Annotated in this window: 18 protein-coding genes and 3 pseudogenes; 9 read left to right on the plus strand and 12 right to left on the minus strand. The window is 70.4% G+C overall.

Features of this window, described 5'->3' with window-relative positions; genetic code table 11:
• Positions 1-42 precede the first annotated feature (42 nt).
• Entirely contained in the window at positions 43-711 is a 669-nt protein-coding gene (locus OG361_RS38600; RefSeq protein ID WP_405861224.1) for a hypothetical protein, read from the plus strand.
• A gap of 282 nt (positions 712-993) precedes the next feature.
• Here OG361_RS38600 and OG361_RS38605 read toward each other — a convergent pair whose 3' ends face one another.
• Complete coding sequence (locus OG361_RS38605) at positions 994-1,599, minus strand: GPP34 family phosphoprotein (RefSeq protein WP_405861226.1); 606 nt, start codon at positions 1,597-1,599, stop codon at positions 994-996.
• A 397-nt stretch (positions 1,600-1,996) separates the two neighbouring features.
• Here OG361_RS38605 and OG361_RS38610 point away from each other — a divergent pair.
• Positions 1,997-2,248, plus strand: a pseudogene (locus tag OG361_RS38610) (hypothetical protein); the annotation flags it as partial.
• 192 nt (positions 2,249-2,440) lie between these two features.
• Positions 2,441-3,208 (plus strand): SDR family oxidoreductase, encoded by a 768-nt coding sequence (locus tag OG361_RS38615; protein ID WP_405861228.1) that lies wholly within the window; start codon positions 2,441-2,443, stop codon positions 3,206-3,208.
• Positions 3,209-3,267: 59 nt separating this feature from the next.
• Here OG361_RS38615 and OG361_RS38620 read toward each other — a convergent pair whose 3' ends face one another.
• The 6 genes from OG361_RS38620 to OG361_RS38645 all read right to left on the minus strand — a co-directional run bounded on the left by OG361_RS38620 (position 3,268) and on the right by OG361_RS38645 (position 6,384).
• Positions 3,268-3,804 carry a DUF2269 domain-containing protein gene (locus tag OG361_RS38620; protein ID WP_405861230.1) on the minus strand — a complete coding sequence of 179 codons (537 nt, stop codon included), beginning with the start codon at positions 3,802-3,804 and terminating at the stop codon, positions 3,268-3,270.
• Between the two features lie 424 nt (positions 3,805-4,228).
• Positions 4,229-4,708 (minus strand): hypothetical protein, encoded by a 480-nt coding sequence (locus OG361_RS38625; protein WP_405861232.1) that lies wholly within the window; start codon positions 4,706-4,708, stop codon positions 4,229-4,231.
• A gap of 45 nt (positions 4,709-4,753) precedes the next feature.
• Complete coding sequence (locus tag OG361_RS38630; protein ID WP_405861234.1) at positions 4,754-4,927, minus strand: hypothetical protein; 174 nt, start codon at positions 4,925-4,927, stop codon at positions 4,754-4,756.
• 552 nt (positions 4,928-5,479) lie between these two features.
• Positions 5,480-5,917 carry a DUF4345 domain-containing protein gene (locus OG361_RS38635; protein WP_405861236.1) on the minus strand — a complete coding sequence of 146 codons (438 nt, stop codon included), beginning with the start codon at positions 5,915-5,917 and terminating at the stop codon, positions 5,480-5,482.
• 3 nt (positions 5,918-5,920) lie between these two features.
• On the minus strand, positions 5,921-6,193 hold the full coding sequence (locus tag OG361_RS38640) for a nuclear transport factor 2 family protein (RefSeq protein WP_405861238.1): 273 nt from the start codon (positions 6,191-6,193) through the stop codon (positions 5,921-5,923).
• The gene (locus tag OG361_RS38645; protein ID WP_405862668.1) at positions 6,076-6,384 is read right to left on the minus strand and encodes a YybH family protein; all 309 of its coding nucleotides are present in this window, start codon (positions 6,382-6,384) and stop codon (positions 6,076-6,078) included. Before OG361_RS38645 ends, OG361_RS38640 begins: the two co-directional genes overlap by 118 nt.
• 144 nt (positions 6,385-6,528) lie before the next feature.
• On the opposite strand from OG361_RS38645, the gene OG361_RS38650 reads away from it, so the two are divergent.
• Together OG361_RS38650 and OG361_RS38655 are read left to right on the plus strand one after the other, a co-directional pair.
• Entirely contained in the window at positions 6,529-7,419 is an 891-nt protein-coding gene (locus OG361_RS38650) for a LysR family transcriptional regulator (RefSeq protein ID WP_405861240.1), read from the plus strand.
• A gap of 1,052 nt (positions 7,420-8,471) precedes the next feature.
• The gene (locus OG361_RS38655) at positions 8,472-9,449 is read left to right on the plus strand and encodes an endonuclease/exonuclease/phosphatase family protein (protein WP_405861242.1); all 978 of its coding nucleotides are present in this window, start codon (positions 8,472-8,474) and stop codon (positions 9,447-9,449) included.
• 748 nt (positions 9,450-10,197) lie between these two features.
• On the opposite strand, the gene OG361_RS38660 is transcribed toward OG361_RS38655, so the two are convergent.
• From OG361_RS38660 to OG361_RS38680, 5 genes and pseudogenes are all read right to left on the minus strand, one after another.
• Positions 10,198-10,413 (minus strand): hypothetical protein, encoded by a 216-nt coding sequence (locus OG361_RS38660; RefSeq protein ID WP_405861244.1) that lies wholly within the window; start codon positions 10,411-10,413, stop codon positions 10,198-10,200.
• 19 nt (positions 10,414-10,432) lie between these two features.
• Positions 10,433-10,516, minus strand: a pseudogene (locus OG361_RS38665) (DUF6233 domain-containing protein); the annotation flags it as partial.
• A 15-nt stretch (positions 10,517-10,531) separates the two neighbouring features.
• Positions 10,532-10,777 carry a hypothetical protein gene (locus tag OG361_RS38670; protein WP_405861246.1) on the minus strand — a complete coding sequence of 82 codons (246 nt, stop codon included), beginning with the start codon at positions 10,775-10,777 and terminating at the stop codon, positions 10,532-10,534.
• A 243-nt stretch (positions 10,778-11,020) separates the two neighbouring features.
• Positions 11,021-11,902: a sugar phosphate isomerase/epimerase family protein gene (locus tag OG361_RS38675; RefSeq protein WP_405861248.1), complete on the minus strand. Its 882-nt coding sequence runs from the start codon at positions 11,900-11,902 to the stop codon at positions 11,021-11,023.
• Positions 11,902-12,795, minus strand: a complete 894-nt coding sequence (locus OG361_RS38680; protein ID WP_405861250.1) for a phytanoyl-CoA dioxygenase family protein — start codon at positions 12,793-12,795, stop codon at positions 11,902-11,904. The genes OG361_RS38675 and OG361_RS38680 overlap by 1 nt, the downstream gene beginning before the upstream one ends.
• 85 nt (positions 12,796-12,880) lie before the next feature.
• Between OG361_RS38680 and OG361_RS38685 the strand changes: the two genes are divergently transcribed.
• The 4 genes and pseudogenes from OG361_RS38685 to OG361_RS38700 all read left to right on the plus strand — a co-directional run bounded on the left by OG361_RS38685 (position 12,881) and on the right by OG361_RS38700 (position 15,996).
• Positions 12,881-13,738: a helix-turn-helix domain-containing protein gene (locus OG361_RS38685; protein ID WP_405861252.1), complete on the plus strand. Its 858-nt coding sequence runs from the start codon at positions 12,881-12,883 to the stop codon at positions 13,736-13,738.
• A gap of 383 nt (positions 13,739-14,121) precedes the next feature.
• Positions 14,122-14,625, plus strand: a complete 504-nt coding sequence (locus OG361_RS38690) for a sugar-binding domain-containing protein (RefSeq protein ID WP_405861254.1) — start codon at positions 14,122-14,124, stop codon at positions 14,623-14,625.
• Positions 14,622-14,678 (plus strand): annotated as a pseudogene (locus OG361_RS38695) (hypothetical protein); the annotation flags it as partial. The gene OG361_RS38690 and the pseudogene OG361_RS38695, both read left to right, overlap by 4 nt.
• A 271-nt stretch (positions 14,679-14,949) precedes the next feature.
• Entirely contained in the window at positions 14,950-15,996 is a 1,047-nt protein-coding gene (locus OG361_RS38700) for a hypothetical protein (protein WP_405862750.1), read from the plus strand.
• Positions 15,997-16,058 lie beyond the last annotated feature (62 nt).

Raw genomic sequence — 16,058 nt, forward strand, 5'->3', positions numbered from 1 at the left:
CCGGAAAACGTCGCTGTGCGGAGACGTGGGAAAGGACCGAGCGTGGCCCAGGGACAGATGGCGTACAACGTGCGGTACGGGACGTCCTCACCGGTCGTCGTCCGCTGCGGCGCCGGCGACGGACGCGAAGGAGACATCGCCGTCGGGCTGCTCTGCCGCGTGCCCGACGGCCATGGGGGTGCCGCGCACCCCTCCGCCCGCACTTTCGACGTCGTCGGTGAGGGGCAGACCGCGATAGCCCGGGTGTCGACCGAACGGACCGGCTCACGCGCGAGCGGAAGCCCCGCCGTATATCGCGTCGACGACCCGCACGGCGCCCCGCTGGGCCGCGTCACGTACCGGCGCGGACGCGCCCTGCGCGGCACCCGGGCGCGCTGGACCGTCGAGTCGGTGACCGGGCACTCCGTGCGCGGCTTCCGTGGGCGCCTGTTCTGGTGGGTGGTGTGGTGGCCCATCGGCCTGCCCGTGAGCATGCTGTGGCTGATCCTGGCCCTGCTCGGCGAGGGCGACGACGCCTTCGGCAAGCCGCGCCGGGTGATCTGGCGCGACTCCTCACGCCGCGCGCATCTTGTCTTCCGCGGGGTCGCGGACGAGTACCGGGTGCTCGACGGAAGCTGGGACCCCCGGCTGGTGGCCGCGCTGCTCGGACTGCATCAGTCGTACGACCCGTCGGAAGGCGGCGGCGAGAACGGTTGGTACGCCCGGTCCTGAGGCGTACGGGCGGCACCGGGGCTCCGTTCCCCGAGGTGTGCGCGGGGACCGGGGGAGTGCCAGGCAAGGTGACCGGGACTCGCCTCTGCCCAGAGCCGGGGGGGAGCGTTGGCGGGACCCCGACCCGACCCGAGCCGGTGCATGGATACGGCCCGGCGCAGCCCGTCGGCCGTCCGATCGCTCACCCCTGACGTCGGCCTCCACCGCGGACCCGAATCCGAATCCGAACCCGAATCTGCACCGCACCCGCACCCGCACCCGCGTCTGAGCCCCGAAATCGAGTTACGGCCCGCGCCAGAGGTTGGCAAAGGCCGCGTTCTCGATGGTCCGCCTCTGACGTACGGCCTCCAGCTCCATCACCGCGTCGTGGACGGCAGCCACCACGGTCGTCACCCCCTCCTCGTCCAGGCCGGGCTCGTCGTCGGGTCGTCCGCCGCCGATGCCCACGACCGAGGCCAGGGCGGCCAGGACGGGTTCCTTCTCCTCCCAGCGGTCGGCTGCCCGGCGCCGGGTGGGCGTGTCGACAGGTTCCACGCGTTGTGAGCCGAAGGACAACCGGCCACTTCGCTTCCGCGTCAGCTCGCCGTCGCCTTCCAGCGCGGCCTGGTACGTGGCCGAGAGGTCGCGGCCCCGGCGCCAGAGCCAGTCCTCGATCCGCTCGTAGGGCGTCCTTCGAGTGAGCTGTGCCGCGGCCTCGCCGAGGAGCCGGTCGTCCGGTGTCGGCGGCTCGCCCGGCACGATGCGGTCGCCGTCCACTGTGACGGCCCCCGAGGCGATGAGATCGATCAGCTCGGCTCCCGCGAGCGCGAGCGACAGGTCGCCCTGTCCCACGGCATGCTCCGGCCTCGGGTCCATGGCGATGATGAACAGGTCCTTCGCCGTGGTCATGAGCGGCTCCCCTCGGAAACATCGACAAAGGTGCGTCCCCACCGGCCCGGCCCGTATACGGAGCTGATTCGGCGACGGGACGACTGTCACGATCAGTATCGCCCCGCCCGGGCGGCCAGAGCTCTGTGGAAAAGCGGGAGTTCCTCCCGACGACGCCGGAACGACGGGTCCTCGCTGCACTGGATACCGGAGCCGGGGACCGCGGTCGTACGGCTGTCAGGCCGCCGAAGCGGGCGCGGCGGGCGCTGGCGCAGCCCTCGAGAACACCATCGTGCCTGGCGTGGCAGCTTTGCCCCGACGTTCGGCCTTGGGAAGCGCCGGAGATCGCTGAGGACGAGTCCACCGTCATCTGGCGGTGGACCGTCGCCAACAGGACGCCTGAGACGGTGAGCAAGGTCGTCTTCAGGTAGAGGCCATCGCGGCGGCAGCGGGTCGGCCAGTTCCCTTCGCTGAAATCAGCCGCCAGCAGGCCCACGCGCAGATGGCCGCGGTCTTCGGGGCCGAGGCCGCGGACGCGGTGCTCGACGTCACGGGCGGAGACGTGAACGACGAGCTGCTGATGGTGCGCGACACGGTTTCACAGATCACCGGAACGCCGGCCCGCCCGTTCCGGCAGTGGGCTTCGGAGAACGCCGCCGCCTTCCACTGAATCGCTTGGGCCTGAGTGCGTTCGTCGCTGATCAGGCGGGTACTCGCACCCGTGTCCCGGTCCACAACCCGCACGGGGACGACGGAGTAACGATCGCCGACCCGGGCCCAAACGCGGTCACTTGACCACCAGACAGGGCCTACTCACCTCACCGCTGCCGCCCCCAACCACTCACCCGATCGAAAGAACAACATGAACCTCACCGACCGCCGCGTGGTCATCACCGGGGCGGGCCGCGACTTCGGCCGCGCGCTCGCCCACCACTTCGCCGGCCTCGGCGCCGAACTCTTCCTCGCCGCACGCAGCCTGGAAGCGGCTGAACGCACCCGCAGCGAGATTCGCGACCGCGGCCACGACCGCGTGCACGCCTTCGCCTGTGACCTCGCCGACCCCGCCTCGATCCGTGAGTTCGCCGCGGCGGTCGGCCGCCGCACCGACCACGTCGACGTGCTCGTGAACAACGGTGCCCGCTGGCTGGAGGGCCCGGACCTCTTCTCGGTCTCCGACGAGGACGTGGCCGACACGGTCGCCTCGGGCAGCACCGGCACCATCCTCGTGACGAAGAACCTCTTGCCGCTGCTTCTCGCCTCCGACCACCCCGACGTGGTCACGATGGTCTCCGTCTGCGGTGTTCCCGGAGCCCAGCATCCCGTGGCGCACGAGGCCTATTACGCGGCCAAGCACGGCCAGAGGGGCTTCACCGAAGCGCTCTCGCGCCGTCTGCGCCCCCAGGGTGTCCGGGTGATCTCCCTGTTCCCGCCGGACTTCGACAGCGGCCGTGACCCGCTGTCCCCGGAGTGGGACGCCACCCCGCGCGGAGCTCAGGACCCGCTCGCGGCACAGTCTGTGATCGACTGCATCACCTTCGCGATCCGGCAGCCGCGGGACTGCTACATCAATGCCTTCCACTTCGAGTCACTGCACCCCTCCGCCACGGCCGGCAGCACGTCGCCGCACTGAGCAGCCCTGCCCTGTCCCCAGCGCCGCACCAACGGGCGAGCCCGCTCCGCATGCAGCAGTCAGACCGGCTGACGTACGGCTGCCTCGTCCACCGCTCTGCGGGACACGGCGCGTTGCTTCCGCCCATGTTTCGTCAGACCCCAGGGCTTGAGGATCGAAATTGTCATCATGAAGACGTACGAGGCCAGCGAGACCATCGGGCCGAGCAGTACATCGCCGGCGTCGGCCAGCGGGTGGCCGGCGGTCACGTCGGTGTACGTATTGACGATGGCATCACGGAACCCGAAGAACGTTCCAGCAATCATGGCGAGGGTCAGCCAGAACTTCGTGTAGATCCAGCGGTGCCGCGCCAGTCCCCAGTTCGATGCCAGCGCCATGAGGAGCCCGGTGAGCAAAGTGAGCAGGGCAACGGGGAAGACCAGCCAGTCGACCATGGTCTTCATGGAGCGGACGGAGGCCTCGAGGACCGGTGCGGATTCGGTCGTGGCCGCAGTGATGCCCAGAGCAAGCAGCCCGAGTGCGAGCCCGAGCCAGCTGGCGGCGGAAACTACATGGACAACGAGGGTGGCCCGGCGTGCGGGACGCTTGAGTCTCACCCGAACACCGTGCCGTGCAGGTGCCGTTGAGGGCGTCCGCCGGGGGGAGTATGCGTGTGTACTGGCCTCGGAGTACATGGCGCGGCGAACGGGATGTCGCCACCGACCGTGGCGTGGGCGACGCCGGTCGGCCATGGGACCTGGACCGGGGTGAGCCGCGCCTGTGCGTTGCCGTGCCGGAGTTCGCCATTGCTGTTGCAGCCCCACGGGCTGATCACGTCGTTCATTCTTCCCTCTCGACTTTGGGCAGCTTTCGGCAGGTCCGGCGTATGCGGGGTGCCCGGGCCCCGGGACGTCCGGGGACGCGGACGGTTCGGCTGGCCGGCGGGTACGACAGTGGTGTCGCCCCAAGCCTCACCGGTCCGGTCCCCGTCGTGGGCCGGCGGTCCCGGCAGCCCGGAGAAGTGCCGGGGGCGGCGGAAGATCAGGAGCGGGCCTTGCCTAGCTTGCGCGTGACCACGATGGTGGCCGTGAGCAGCCAGGCCATCGAGGTGAACCGGCCTATGGGCAGCAGGATCATCATGTCGACGCTCTCGGGCAGCACCGAGCAGAGGGCGGCCAGGTCGATCAGGCCGATGACGACGCCGAGGCCGCCGAGCCAGGTGGGCAGCAGCTTCGCGCGCAGCAGGGAGACGGCGCCGACCATGACGAGCAGCGCGCTGCCGACGACCACGACGGGGCCGCCGAGCACGAAGAGCATCTGGTGCAGGAGCTGCGCCGCCTGGTCGTTGGCGAGCGTCTCGGGCCGCTCGGCGACCCACTGCAGGGCACCGTTGAGGAACAGGCCGAGCGCGGAGAACAGACCGCCGGCGAAGACCACCAGGGAGTCCTGGGCGCGGCCGACGCTGCGCACCACCGAGGCGAGCCAGGCGCTGAACGCGGTGAAGACCAGGGCGGAGGTCATGAAGATGGCACCCGCGAGCCGGATGGCGGAGCCGTTGTCCCCGCGTCAGTCGGTGATCTCCTTCAGCGGCGCGTCGGGCTGGGGGATCTCGGCGTTCAGGAAGCCGCCGACGAAGAACAGGACGATGAACAGTGCGATGGTGATGACGCCGCCGGTGGCTGCCGAGGCGGACAGCCCCGTCTCGCGCTCGCCTACGGGTGGGGTGGTCTGAGCTGACATCTCACGTGCCTCCAACGGCATTTCGTTTGGGGATGGGACGGATCGCGGTACGGACGGGGGTTCTGAGTGCGGCTCGGGTGTGCAGGTCCCGGGCCGGGTAAGCGGGTTCGGTCAGATGGGGGTCCCTTACTCCCGGGTGATGACGCGCAGGAGATAGAGCCGGGCCGCGTGCTGAGCCGGCCCGCAGGCCCGCCGGCCCGCAGGCCCGCCGGCCCGCTGGCCCGCTGGCCCGCTGGCCCGCTGGCCCGCTGGCCCGCTGGCCCGCCGGCACACCGGCACACCGGCACACCGGCACACCGGCACACCGGCACACCGGCACACCGGCGAGGAGGCCCACCGCCAGGATCAGCGTGAGCCTCAGAGCCGGGAGGGCGAAGGCGCTGGTGCCCTCGGTGTCCGAGGCCCGTGCGAGAGTCCAGGCCGTGTCTTCCGGATCTTGCCGGTTGAGCCCGCGTCGTCAGGCGCCGTGCATCACAAGGCGGCGAGACACCCGATTACTGGACGTACTCGGGTGTCTCCACAACGCGGCGGGTGCGATGCCGGAGGCGCGGGTCAGCCAAGATCCGGAGAAGTCGGCCTGGCGGCCGGCGCACCCGCGGGCCGCCGCTCCCGGGACGCACGCTCGTCGGCATCCGCCAGCCAGAACCAGACTGCCGGGAAGACCAGCTCGATCACGGTCAGCGCCACCTGGAACGAGTGCGGCCACCCGTGCACCGCCAGGGACAGCAGCCGCCCCACGCCGCCGAGCAGGAACACCGCCGCGAGCCACCGCACCACCGTCGCCGGGACGGGGTCCTGCCGGGCCGCCCACAGCCAGGCCAGCCCGTACCCGGCGAAGATCGCGCCGAAGAACCGGCCCAGGCTGTCCAGAGTCGGGCCGGCGTCGGCCTCGCCCGGAATCGCGGCATTGCCGCCGACCACGTGGAACAGCCCGATCGCCGTGCAGGCCAGGCCCATTACCCATGCGAACGCCCGGAGTGCCTTGGCCATGACTCAACCCCACTTAGTCGACGTGTGTTTATGCGCCAGGTTCCGGGGCGGTGAGCCCGTAAGCGGGGTGGAGTCGAGGTACCTGACCTCGTAGACGCGTTCGCTGAACTTCCAGCCGTCGGACGTGCGCTGGTAGCGGTCGTGATAGAGGGCGTAGTTCAGGTGCGAGCTGCCGTCGTGCATCCGCCCGAACTCCTCGATGTACACGCGCCCGACCGCGGTGTCGCAGTCGAGCCGGATGACGCCGGGTGGACGTGCTGCACGAAGAACTCCCACAGCCCTTGCCCCCATTCGATCCCCGCGCGGATCTCCTCGCGGCCGACGAATTCCTTGTCGATGTGCGGCCATCGCATGGTGCCGTCGGGCGTGAACAGCGAGGCGACGCGGTCGAAGTCGCGCATCATCACAGCGTCGGTGACCTCGGCGCGAAGCTCCTCGATCTCGAAGCGATCGACGACGTTCTGCACTGCGCACATCGGGTTCCTCTCCCTTATCGATGCGTCGGTCAGGCGTCTGCCGCCTGCCTGATGGGTGATGAGTCCAGCATCGATGCAGGTCAGCGGCGGAACAATGTAGAGTCCATGAAGCTATCCATAACATGGGAGTTATGCATGGAGCTGCGCGACATCGAGATCTTCCTGACGCTGGCGGAAGAGCTGCACTTCGGCCGCACCGCCGAACGGCTTCACGTGTCCCAGGCCCGCGTCAGCCAGGCCATCCGCAGACAAGAACGCCGCCTCGGCGTGGCCCTGTTCGATCGCACCAGCCGACGCGTGGCCCTGACCCCTGTTGGCCGGCGCCTGCGTGAAGACCTCCAGCAGGCCCTCGACCTCCTCCACGCAGGACTCGCGCGCGCCCAAGCAGCCGGCCCGGGCGCGGGCCGGACCCTGCGGCTGGGCGTCTTCGGTCACGCCGGACACGAACTACGCCCTCTCGTCGACGCGTTCCGCACCCGCTACCCCGGCAGCGACATTCAGTTCGGCGAGATCAACGGCGCCGACGCTTTCACCGCCCTGCGCGCCGGAGAGCACGACGCCCACGTGCTGTGGCTGCCCGTCGCCGAACCGGACCTCACCGTCGGCCCCACCGTGCTCACCGGAGGCCGCGTGCTGGCCGTGGCCGCAGACCATCCGCTCGCCCAACGTGGCACCGCGTGCCTGGAAGACCTCGCCGACAACCACGTCGTCGACCTCGGCCCCGAAGCCCCCGAGTACTGGGTCGCCTCCATGGTCCCCACCCGCACCCCGCTCGGCCGCCGTATCCCCCGCGGGCCCGCCGCGCGGACCTTCCACGAGATCCTGTCGCTGGTCGCCGCCGGACGCTGTGTCCACCCACTCGGCGGAATCGCCGCGCGCTACAACAAGCCCCCGGGCATTGTCTTCCTGCCGCTCCACGACGCCCCCACCGTCGAATGGGCGCTCACCTGGCGTACCACCAATGACAGCCCCACCATCCGCGCGCTGGCCCAAACCGCCGCCGACCTCGGCCCCATCGCCATGTGACTGCGACAACGGGCATCCGCCGATATCTGCCCGGGTCGAAGGAGAGCGGGCTTCCTGAGTCGCCGCGGCCCGCACCGCGTCCCCGCCGGGTGGTCCGCTGGATCATGACCGGCCCGGTCCGGCCCGGTCCGGCCCGCCTGACCGTCGGCGATGCCCTGGAGCTCAAGGAGATCCGGGCCGCCTGTCCCCACCTGGACGCCGCAGCCAGACACGTCCGTGACTTAGCGACCATGCCCCACGACCGACGCGGCGACCTGCTGCCCGACTGGATGGACCGCGTCCTCGCCGACGACCTACCGGCTCTGCACTCCCTGGTCACCGGCCGCCGCCTGGACCAGGACGCCGTGACCGCCGGCCTGTCCAGCTCCTGGAGCTCGGGCCAGGTCGAGGGCCAGGTCACACGCATCAACCTGATCAAGAGGCAGGGCTACGGGCGGGCTGGCCTCGACCTTCTCCGCAAACGGATCCTTCTCGATCTCCGACCGTCGTCGCAGCCTGTTCTCGTCTCCGCCCGCCCGTCTCAGGCCACGGAGGCCCGCTTTGGATCGACGGGGTCGATCGCATGCTCAGGTAGTGGTCGCAGTCGGAGCCATCGAGCCACGGTCGGCCAATGGGGACGGTGTGTCCGACGTCGAGTCGCTGGTGTACCGGTCCGCAGTAGCAGTACGCGTTGACAGTGACGCTCTCCAGGTTGATCCATTCGTCGCGAGGTGCCGCGAGAAAGAACTCCGTGCCATGGCCGTCGAGCTGAGTCGCCTCCCAACATACTTCCCCATGGGGATCCCGGGGCCGACCCCGTCGGCATCATCCGCCGATCGGAGCGGCCTTCCTTGCGGAGGGTTTCGGCTGCCCGGCCTACATCTGGATCGACACATCGCGTCCGGCCGCCTTAGCTGTTGCTGACGGTTGGCACTTTCGCTCATCTTTGCCCCGAAAGGTCTGCTTGCATGGTCCGACGTTGGCTTACCGCCGCCCTAGGCGCGCTCCTGCTCCTCACACCCGGGTCACTCACGGTTGCATCGGCCGCTGACGCTCCGGCCCCTTTGCGGGTCATGACCCGCAACCTCTATCTGGGCGCCGACCTCGCGCCCGTGCTCGCCGCCGGTAACCCGCAAGCGCTCGTCGCTGCGGTGACCGCGGTATACGCGAACGTCCAGGCGACGAACTTCCCCGAGCGCGCCGAGGCTCTGGCCGATGAGATCGCCGACAGCGACCCCCACCTCGTGGGCCTGCAGGAAGCCGCTCTGTGGCGCAGCCAGACCCCCGCCGACCCCTCCAGCCCCGCCGAGAACATCGAGTACGACTTCCTGGAGATCCTTCTCGACGAGCTCTCCGCCCGGGGCAAGCATTACGAGGCCGTGGCCACCGTGACCGTCGGCAGCGACTTCGAGGCACCGCGAATCATGCCCGGCGGCGGTCTGCAGGACATCCGCCTCACCGACCGCGACGTACTCCTGAAGCGCACCGACCTGCCCGCGCGCGTCTTCTCCGTGGCGAACGCGCAGGCGGCCCGGTTCCAGAGGCACGTGGAAGTCTGCGTCCCGTCCCACTGCCCGCAGGGTGCACTCCGTATCCGGGTCGAGCGCGGCTGGGTCGCAGCCGACGCCACCGTGCGCGGCCACACCACCCGCGTAGTCAGCACCCATCTGGAGCCCGCCTCTCCCGCCGTCCGAGAAGCGCAGGCCGACGAACTGCTCGCCGGCCCGCTGAACACCGCACACCCCACCGTGTTGTTCGGCGACCTCAACTCGGCCCCCGGTACCCCGACCTACAACCGCTTCCTGGGCGCCGGCTTCACTGACGCCTGGACCGCCACCCGCCCCCGCGATCCCGGCTTCACCTGCTGCCAGGACGCCAACCTGCGCAACCCCACCTCCAAACTCACCCAGCGCATCGACTACGTGCTCTTCCGCGGACGCATCAACGCACTGGCGAGCCAGCGGGTGGGCGACAACCAGGCCGACCGCACTCCTTCAGGCCTGTGGCCCTCCGACCATGCCGGGGTCAGGAGCGTGCTCCTGCTGCGGTGAGTGACACCCGCACAGGAGTAGGGCTTCATGAGGGGTTACCCAGCACCCCTCCAAACGGGCATACCTTCGCCATGGGGACCTCCGCCTGGTGAACTACGTGACGCTCAAGACCCCGATCGTGGGGAGATCCCTGAACGCTCACAGTTGGCCTGCAAGTGCTGCGCTTGCGCACGCTCACGCAACACCCGCAGCCCCGGAGAACCCCCTGTGCGTGACGTGCCTCCAGGAGGTCCGCGGCGGGCAGAAGGTCAACGTGGCGGCCGTCGTCTGACCGGGGCGGGCGGGTCCGGTTCGGTGTCCGACCCGGGCGCTAGTTTCGGTCCTGTCCGGCCTGTCCGGCCTGTCCGTGCTGGTGCTACTCGGACCCCTGTGCGTCTCGTCCGGCGGTGGAACCCGGGCGGGGCGCACTGCTGCGTCCGGGCAGGCTGTCCGCGTCGGTCGTTCGGCTGTCCGGACACGGTGTGCTCGGCGGCCCCGCCTGCCGCTTCTGGCCTGCGCGGACACTGGCCGGGCAGGGCGTCCGCCGGGGCGTCCGGGCACCCTGGGGGCTACGTGTGGCCGCGGCCCACTGGACCAGGAGGCGCCGGTACTTCTCGGTGCGCAGCTCCTGGTCGGGCTCCTCGGCCATCAGCCGGCGGATGGCGTGGTTGATCTCATCGGCGGCAGGTCGCAGAGGGCTGCGGGGCCTGGAGCGGGGAGGCATGTCCATCACGGTAGGGGGCGGGTCTGACATCCAGCGGTGATCAGCTCAAGCCGCCTCGTACTCGTGCGCGCGGCCACCCCTCCATTTCACCCAGGCGGGGTCATCGAGCAGGTCGTCGGCGTCTGGGAGTCCAGCGCGACGGAGGAACTCGACGACGTCCCTGTGGCTGTGGGCGAGGCCCAGGATATTGCCGCCATGCACGGTGACTCGCCGGCCTCCGGTGGGGGAGGGCGGGTGGACCACTATTGGCGCGCCGTCCATACCTCCAGGGTGCATCGGGTCATTCGAGGATGCCGAGCTCGGCGTCCGGTCGGCAGATCTCGCACGCGCGGAGCCCGTCGGCGGCCACGGCCCGACGGGCCTGCTCCTCGGTGAGTGACTAGGTGTGCTTGGCCGCCATACGGCAGCCGCCGAGGTGAATGCTGTCTGCGACGGCCCGGCCGCCCTCCCGCAGGTAGGACAGGATCAGAGCCGGCCCCTCCGGTAGAGGGCGGCGCGCAGCCCTCTCGCGAAGGAGGGTGAGCTCCGTGTCGATCCAGCGCTCCGTCTGCTCCAGGTGTTGCAGCTGGACCAGGTACAGGAATGCAGCTTCTCCAGCTCGGACGACGCCATATCTCGTGCACATGTTCGATTCTATCCGGTCAGGCGTGGCGGCAGGATGCCGCTGGAGCTGACGAACAGGTACCGCCCGCAGTCGTACATGCGCTCCAGGAGCGCGAGGTCGACGGCCTACCGGGTGTTGTTCTGCCGTGCCGTCAGCTCTGAAGTGGGCAGCTGCCGGTCCGCCGCCGAGGCGCCGAGGCCCAGGCTGGAACCGTCGAACATGGCCTGGTGCAGAGGCGCGTGCCGCCCCAACAGCGTGGCGTAGTCAGTGGGGAGCGCGGCCAGGGCCGTGTGCAGGGGCTTGGCGTCGGGCGTCAGGCCGGAGGCCGCTGGGCGGGCGAGTGCCCGCGTCACGGCGGGTTCGGTCCGTGACTGCCTCGGTGCGGGCCGCCCAGGCGGTCAGGCCGAGGGTGTCGGTCCAGATGTCGCCGATCGGGGCGCCATCGAGGTCGAGCTGGTCGTAGCCGAATGTGGCGGGGAGCAGTTCGGTGGTGAGCAGCAGGTCAGGGGTGCTGTCCAGTGCGGTGCTCCACAGGGCGTGGAACTCCGCGCGCTGGGCGGGGTCGACGGCGGGGACGGGGTCCTGGACGTTCTGCCCGTTGTTCAGGCGGAGGTGCAGTTCACCGCAGCGGCGGGCCAGGGTGTGCAGGGCTTCTGCCCAGTCGGGGGGCCAGGGGGCGCGCAGTTCGGCCATGACGGTGTAGTGGCTGAAGTCGCCGCACAGAAGGAGGTCCGGGTGACGGTCGAGCAGGCCGAGGGTGCGCCTGAGGTCCTGGGTGAGCCGGTGGCGGTGGGTTTCGAGGAAGAACGGCAGGGCGTACATCTCGCTGAGGGTGAGCAGTTCGCGGATCCGGGCGTCCTGCCAGGAGTCGTCCCGCCAGTAGCCGTCCACCTGGGCGTTCAGGCTCATCATGCCCGCTGCCGCGGCGTGTTCGAAGAGCGGTTCGGCGGGGAGGTCCTCCGGGAGGTGGGCGCAGCCCGACAAGGTCAGGCCGGCTTCCGCCGCCGCCGAGAAGTCCGGCAGGCCGGAGGCGACGGGGAGCGGTATCTGCACACCGTCGAAGCCCGCCTGCGCGATGCGGGTGAGGCGTTCGGTCAGGGGCAGGTCCGCGGGCAGGGTCAGGAGGCTGCAGTGCAGGCGGGGCATCACAGGCCGTCCTGGTCGTGCCAGTGGTTCTGCCATCGGGTGTCGATCGGGTCTGAGGCTGCCTGGTAGCGGATGTCGGTGGAGAGGCGGAACCGTCCGGCGGGGTCCTGGTTGTCGAGGGAGGCGTGGATGATGTGGGCGCTGTGCACCATGAGGTCGCCCGCGGCGAAGTCGGTGACGAGCCACCGGGAGTCGTACTCCTCGGCCAGGGCGGGCAGGTCCGCGGTGATCGATGCGGCGGGGCGGCGCAGGCGACCGGCTGCCTCGTCCGCCAGGACGCGGTGGTGGCTGCCTTCCAGGTAGACGAGAGGGCCTTGGGCGATGGGGCAGTCGCCCAGCGGAATCCAGGAGGAGACGACCCGGTCGGTGCCTTCGCGCAGGTAGACGAGGTCGTAGTGGGCCTGCGTGGCGGTGCCGATGCCCGTCTCGCCGGGCCCGACATGGCGGATGATCTTCCTACGGTGCAGATGGATGTCGTCGGTGCCGAACAGCTCTCGGTAGAAGGCGACCAGGTCCGGGTGCCGGCAGAGGGTTTCGTACTCCTGGCCTGGGACGATCTGCTGGAACAGCAGGTGGCGCAGGCGCGATCGGTCCAGGTCTGCGGCGGATCCGGCGAGCCCGTCGAGCGGATCGGAGTCCGGTCGGGTCAGCCCGGTCTCGGCCAGTGTGGCGAAGTAGTGGCGGCGGAAGCCTTCGATCGTCGTGCGGTCGAAGAAGCCCGGCAGGTAGAGATAGCCGTCCTGGACAAGGCGGACCCGCAGGGCGCGCAGGTCGTGGCGTTCGGCGTCCGGGACCGGGTCCAGGCGCCCGAGTCTGCGCTCGCTCGCGTCCAGGCGGTAGCCGTTGGAGCTGAGGGCGGCCGGTAGCGGCCGGTCCAGCTGTCTCGTACTCATGACGGAATCGTCGGGCCCGGCGCCGAGAAGGCACAATGCACGGATTCCGAGGAAACTTGGACGATTGTCGACGGAGGTGCGGCGAGTGGCGGCTGACGAGGGCGAGGGCGGGGCGGACTCCGTGGCGCGGTACCGCACTCCGCCGGAGGGCGTGCGGGCGCTGGGGATCGCGGTCACCGGGGCCGGGCGGATCCTCGGCCAGCATCGCCTCCAGGCGGAACGCGTCCTGAACTGCTACGCCGGTGTCCTCGTGCTCCGGGGGTCGGGGTTCCTGGAGCTCCAGGGCCGGGGCCGGCACGAGGTGCGGCCGGGGTCGTTCTTCTGGCTGCCGCCCGGGATCAGCCATCGCTACGGCCCGTCGCCGGACGGCTGGGACGAGTACTGGGTGCTGTTCGAGGGGCCCGCCGCGGCGGGCTACCGGGATCTCGGCTACCTCGGCGCGGAGCACCCGGTCGCCCAGCCCGCCGATCCCGACGAGGCCCGTGGGTTGTGCGTCCGGGTCCTGGATCTGCTCACCGGGCCCGAATCACTCGACAGCCACATGGCCGCCACGAGCTCCCTCCACGCCCTGATCACCGCGGTGGGCAGCGGCCGGCGGAGGTCCGCGGGTCCAGGCCGCGCCCAACGCGACATCGGCCGTCGTGCGCTGCAACTGCTCGACGCCGCCGACGGCCCGGTCCGGATCGGTGCCATCGCCCAGGAGCTGGCGGTGTCCCGCGACACCCTCATCACCGCCGTCCGCCGGATCACCGGTTCCCCGCCCACGGTGTATCTGACGCGTCGCCGGATCGACCGGGCCAAAGCCCTGCTCACCGACACCGACCGGCCCGTCTCGCTCGTCGGACGGGACGTCGGATACCCCGACCCCGCCTATTTCACCAGGGTTTTCACCCGCCACGCGGGCGTCGCGCCCTCCGTCTTCCGCAAGCAGCAGAGGCGCTGACGACCGGGGCCGTCCTACGCCCGCCAGGTCCATGTCCGTGACCGGGCGCTCGCCGGTTGGTACTGCCGGAGTCCTTGACATGCTCCGCGAGTGGCTCCCAAACGCGTCACGCCACCCCCGGTGTTTACGCAAACAGCCCGACTGCGTAAACAATCCGTCGCGTAGGCGGACCGCTCACGCAAGCAGTCCGGAGTGGCACAGCGGACGCGTGCACGGCATCCACGCGTCGCATCCACGCATCCCCCGAGCGCCGACAACGGCACAAGCACGCTCCTGAGCGACACACAGGTGCGGCCGGTCGCGTGAGACGCGGGGCACCGCCCCTCGCCGCAAGATCCTTCTCGCTCCCTGCTCGGCAGCCTGTTCGCCAAGAAAGGCCAGCTGTGATCACTCCCCCTCGCCGCACGGCGGCATCTCCCTCCGTATCGCCATCGGCGTCGGCGTCCAAGCCGTTCTTCCGGCGCAGCGCCCTCAAGGGGCTGGCCGCCGCGGGGGTCGTCGCCATCGCCGGCGACATCCTCCTCGCCGCACCGGCGGCCGCGGCCACCGCCCCGCCTCTCATCCCTCCGCTGCCCGAGAGCGTCTCGGGCGTGGCCAACCCGCGGATCCCCGTCGCCTCCGGCTGGCGCTACACGACCGCCCCGCCGGCCTCCTTCCGGACGACCGGCACCGACACCTCCTCCTGGGACGAGATCAGCGTCCCGGGGGAACCCGCGCTGCAGGGCCACACCGTGCCCTCCGGCACCGAATGCGCCTACTCCGTCAAGGTGGCCGTGCCCGCGGACTTCGCGGGCCGGAAGATCATGCTGTGTTTCGACGGCGTCTACAGTTTCGCCCGCCTGTGGGTCAACGGCACGGCCGTCCGCACCCACGACGGCGGGTGGTGAAGGCTCCGCTCAAGTGGGACGCGGAGCACCCGAACCTCTACACCCTGCGCGCGACGTTCACCTCGGACGGCGTGACGCAGACGGTGTCCCGGGCCATAGGCTTCCGCCAGGTCAAGGTGGAGGGCAACCAGCTGCTCGTCAACGGCAAGCCGGTGCATCTGCTCGGCGTCTGCCACCACAGCATGACCGGGACTCACGGCCGGTCGGCGGACGCGGCCATGGAGGAGCAGGCCGTCCGGCTCTACAAGGAGGCGAAAGTTCGCCGAGAAGTTCCGCACCACGAGCGGAGTCGTCGGCGGCGCCATCTGGGCGGCCATCGACGAGGTGTTCAACCTGCTGTCCGGCCCGGTCGGCTACGGCGAGTGGGGCGTCATCGACCTGTGGCGCCGGCCCAAACCCGAGTTCTGGCTGACCAAGAAGGCGTTCTCGCCGGTACGGATCGCCGACGGCGTCCTGCAGGGACTCACCCCGGGAGCGGCGATACCGGTACCCGTCCAGAACTGGCACGACCACACCGACCTCGGCGAACTGACCATCACATGGCGGATCGGCACACGGTCCGGGACCCTCACCGATGTGCGCGTCCCGGCACGTCAAGCCGGCACCCTGACCATCCCGGCCGGGGCATGGGCCTCCGGAGACACACTGCAGCTGACCTTCCGCCGCGGCCCCGCACTCGTCGACGACTACCGGCTGTGGCTCAACACCCGCAAGGCGCCGCCCCTCACCGCCCCCGGAGGCACCACCCCGGCCGTCCAGGAGACCCCCGACACCATCACCGTGTCAGGAGTGGACACGCCCTTCACCGTCGTCTTCGACAAGCAGACCGCCCGCCTGACCGAGGCCACGGCAGGTGACGAGAAGGTCCTCAGCGGCGGCCCCGACCTCGTGCTCTCCCGCGCGGTCCCCGGCCGGTGGACCGGCACCTCGGGCCACCGTGACCACCAACGGCGGCCAGGCCGTCGTCACGCTCACCGGACGCTTCGGCACCCTGAACACCACCATCGAGGTGTCCGTGGACGGCCGGGGCCTGCTCACCACGACGTACACGATCGCGAACCCGCCCTCCGAAGCGCTCACCGACGTCGGCATCCGCTACACCCTCTCCAGCAGGACCGACACCCTGACCTGGGACCGGGACGCGCAATGGACGGCCTACCCCGACGACCACATCGGACGCCCCACCGGCACCGCCGTCCGCACATGGGCGGCGGGCGCCGACGCCTACCGCACCCGGCCGACCTGGCCCTGGGCGCAGGACACCCACAGCTGCTGTCGGCTGGTGTGGCGCTATACCGCATCCTGCGCCCCGGCAGAGGCGGCATCGGCGGCCGTGAGCAGGTCGGCCGCGTTCGGGCACACAGCTGTTGACGTCCTCCGTGATCTGGTGCGGGGAGTGCCCCTGGGGCACTGTGCGGGTGCCCCAGGGGGTG

This window comes from Streptomyces sp. NBC_00090, assembly GCF_045160815.1.
Lineage (GTDB): Bacteria > Actinomycetota > Actinomycetes > Streptomycetales > Streptomycetaceae > Streptomyces.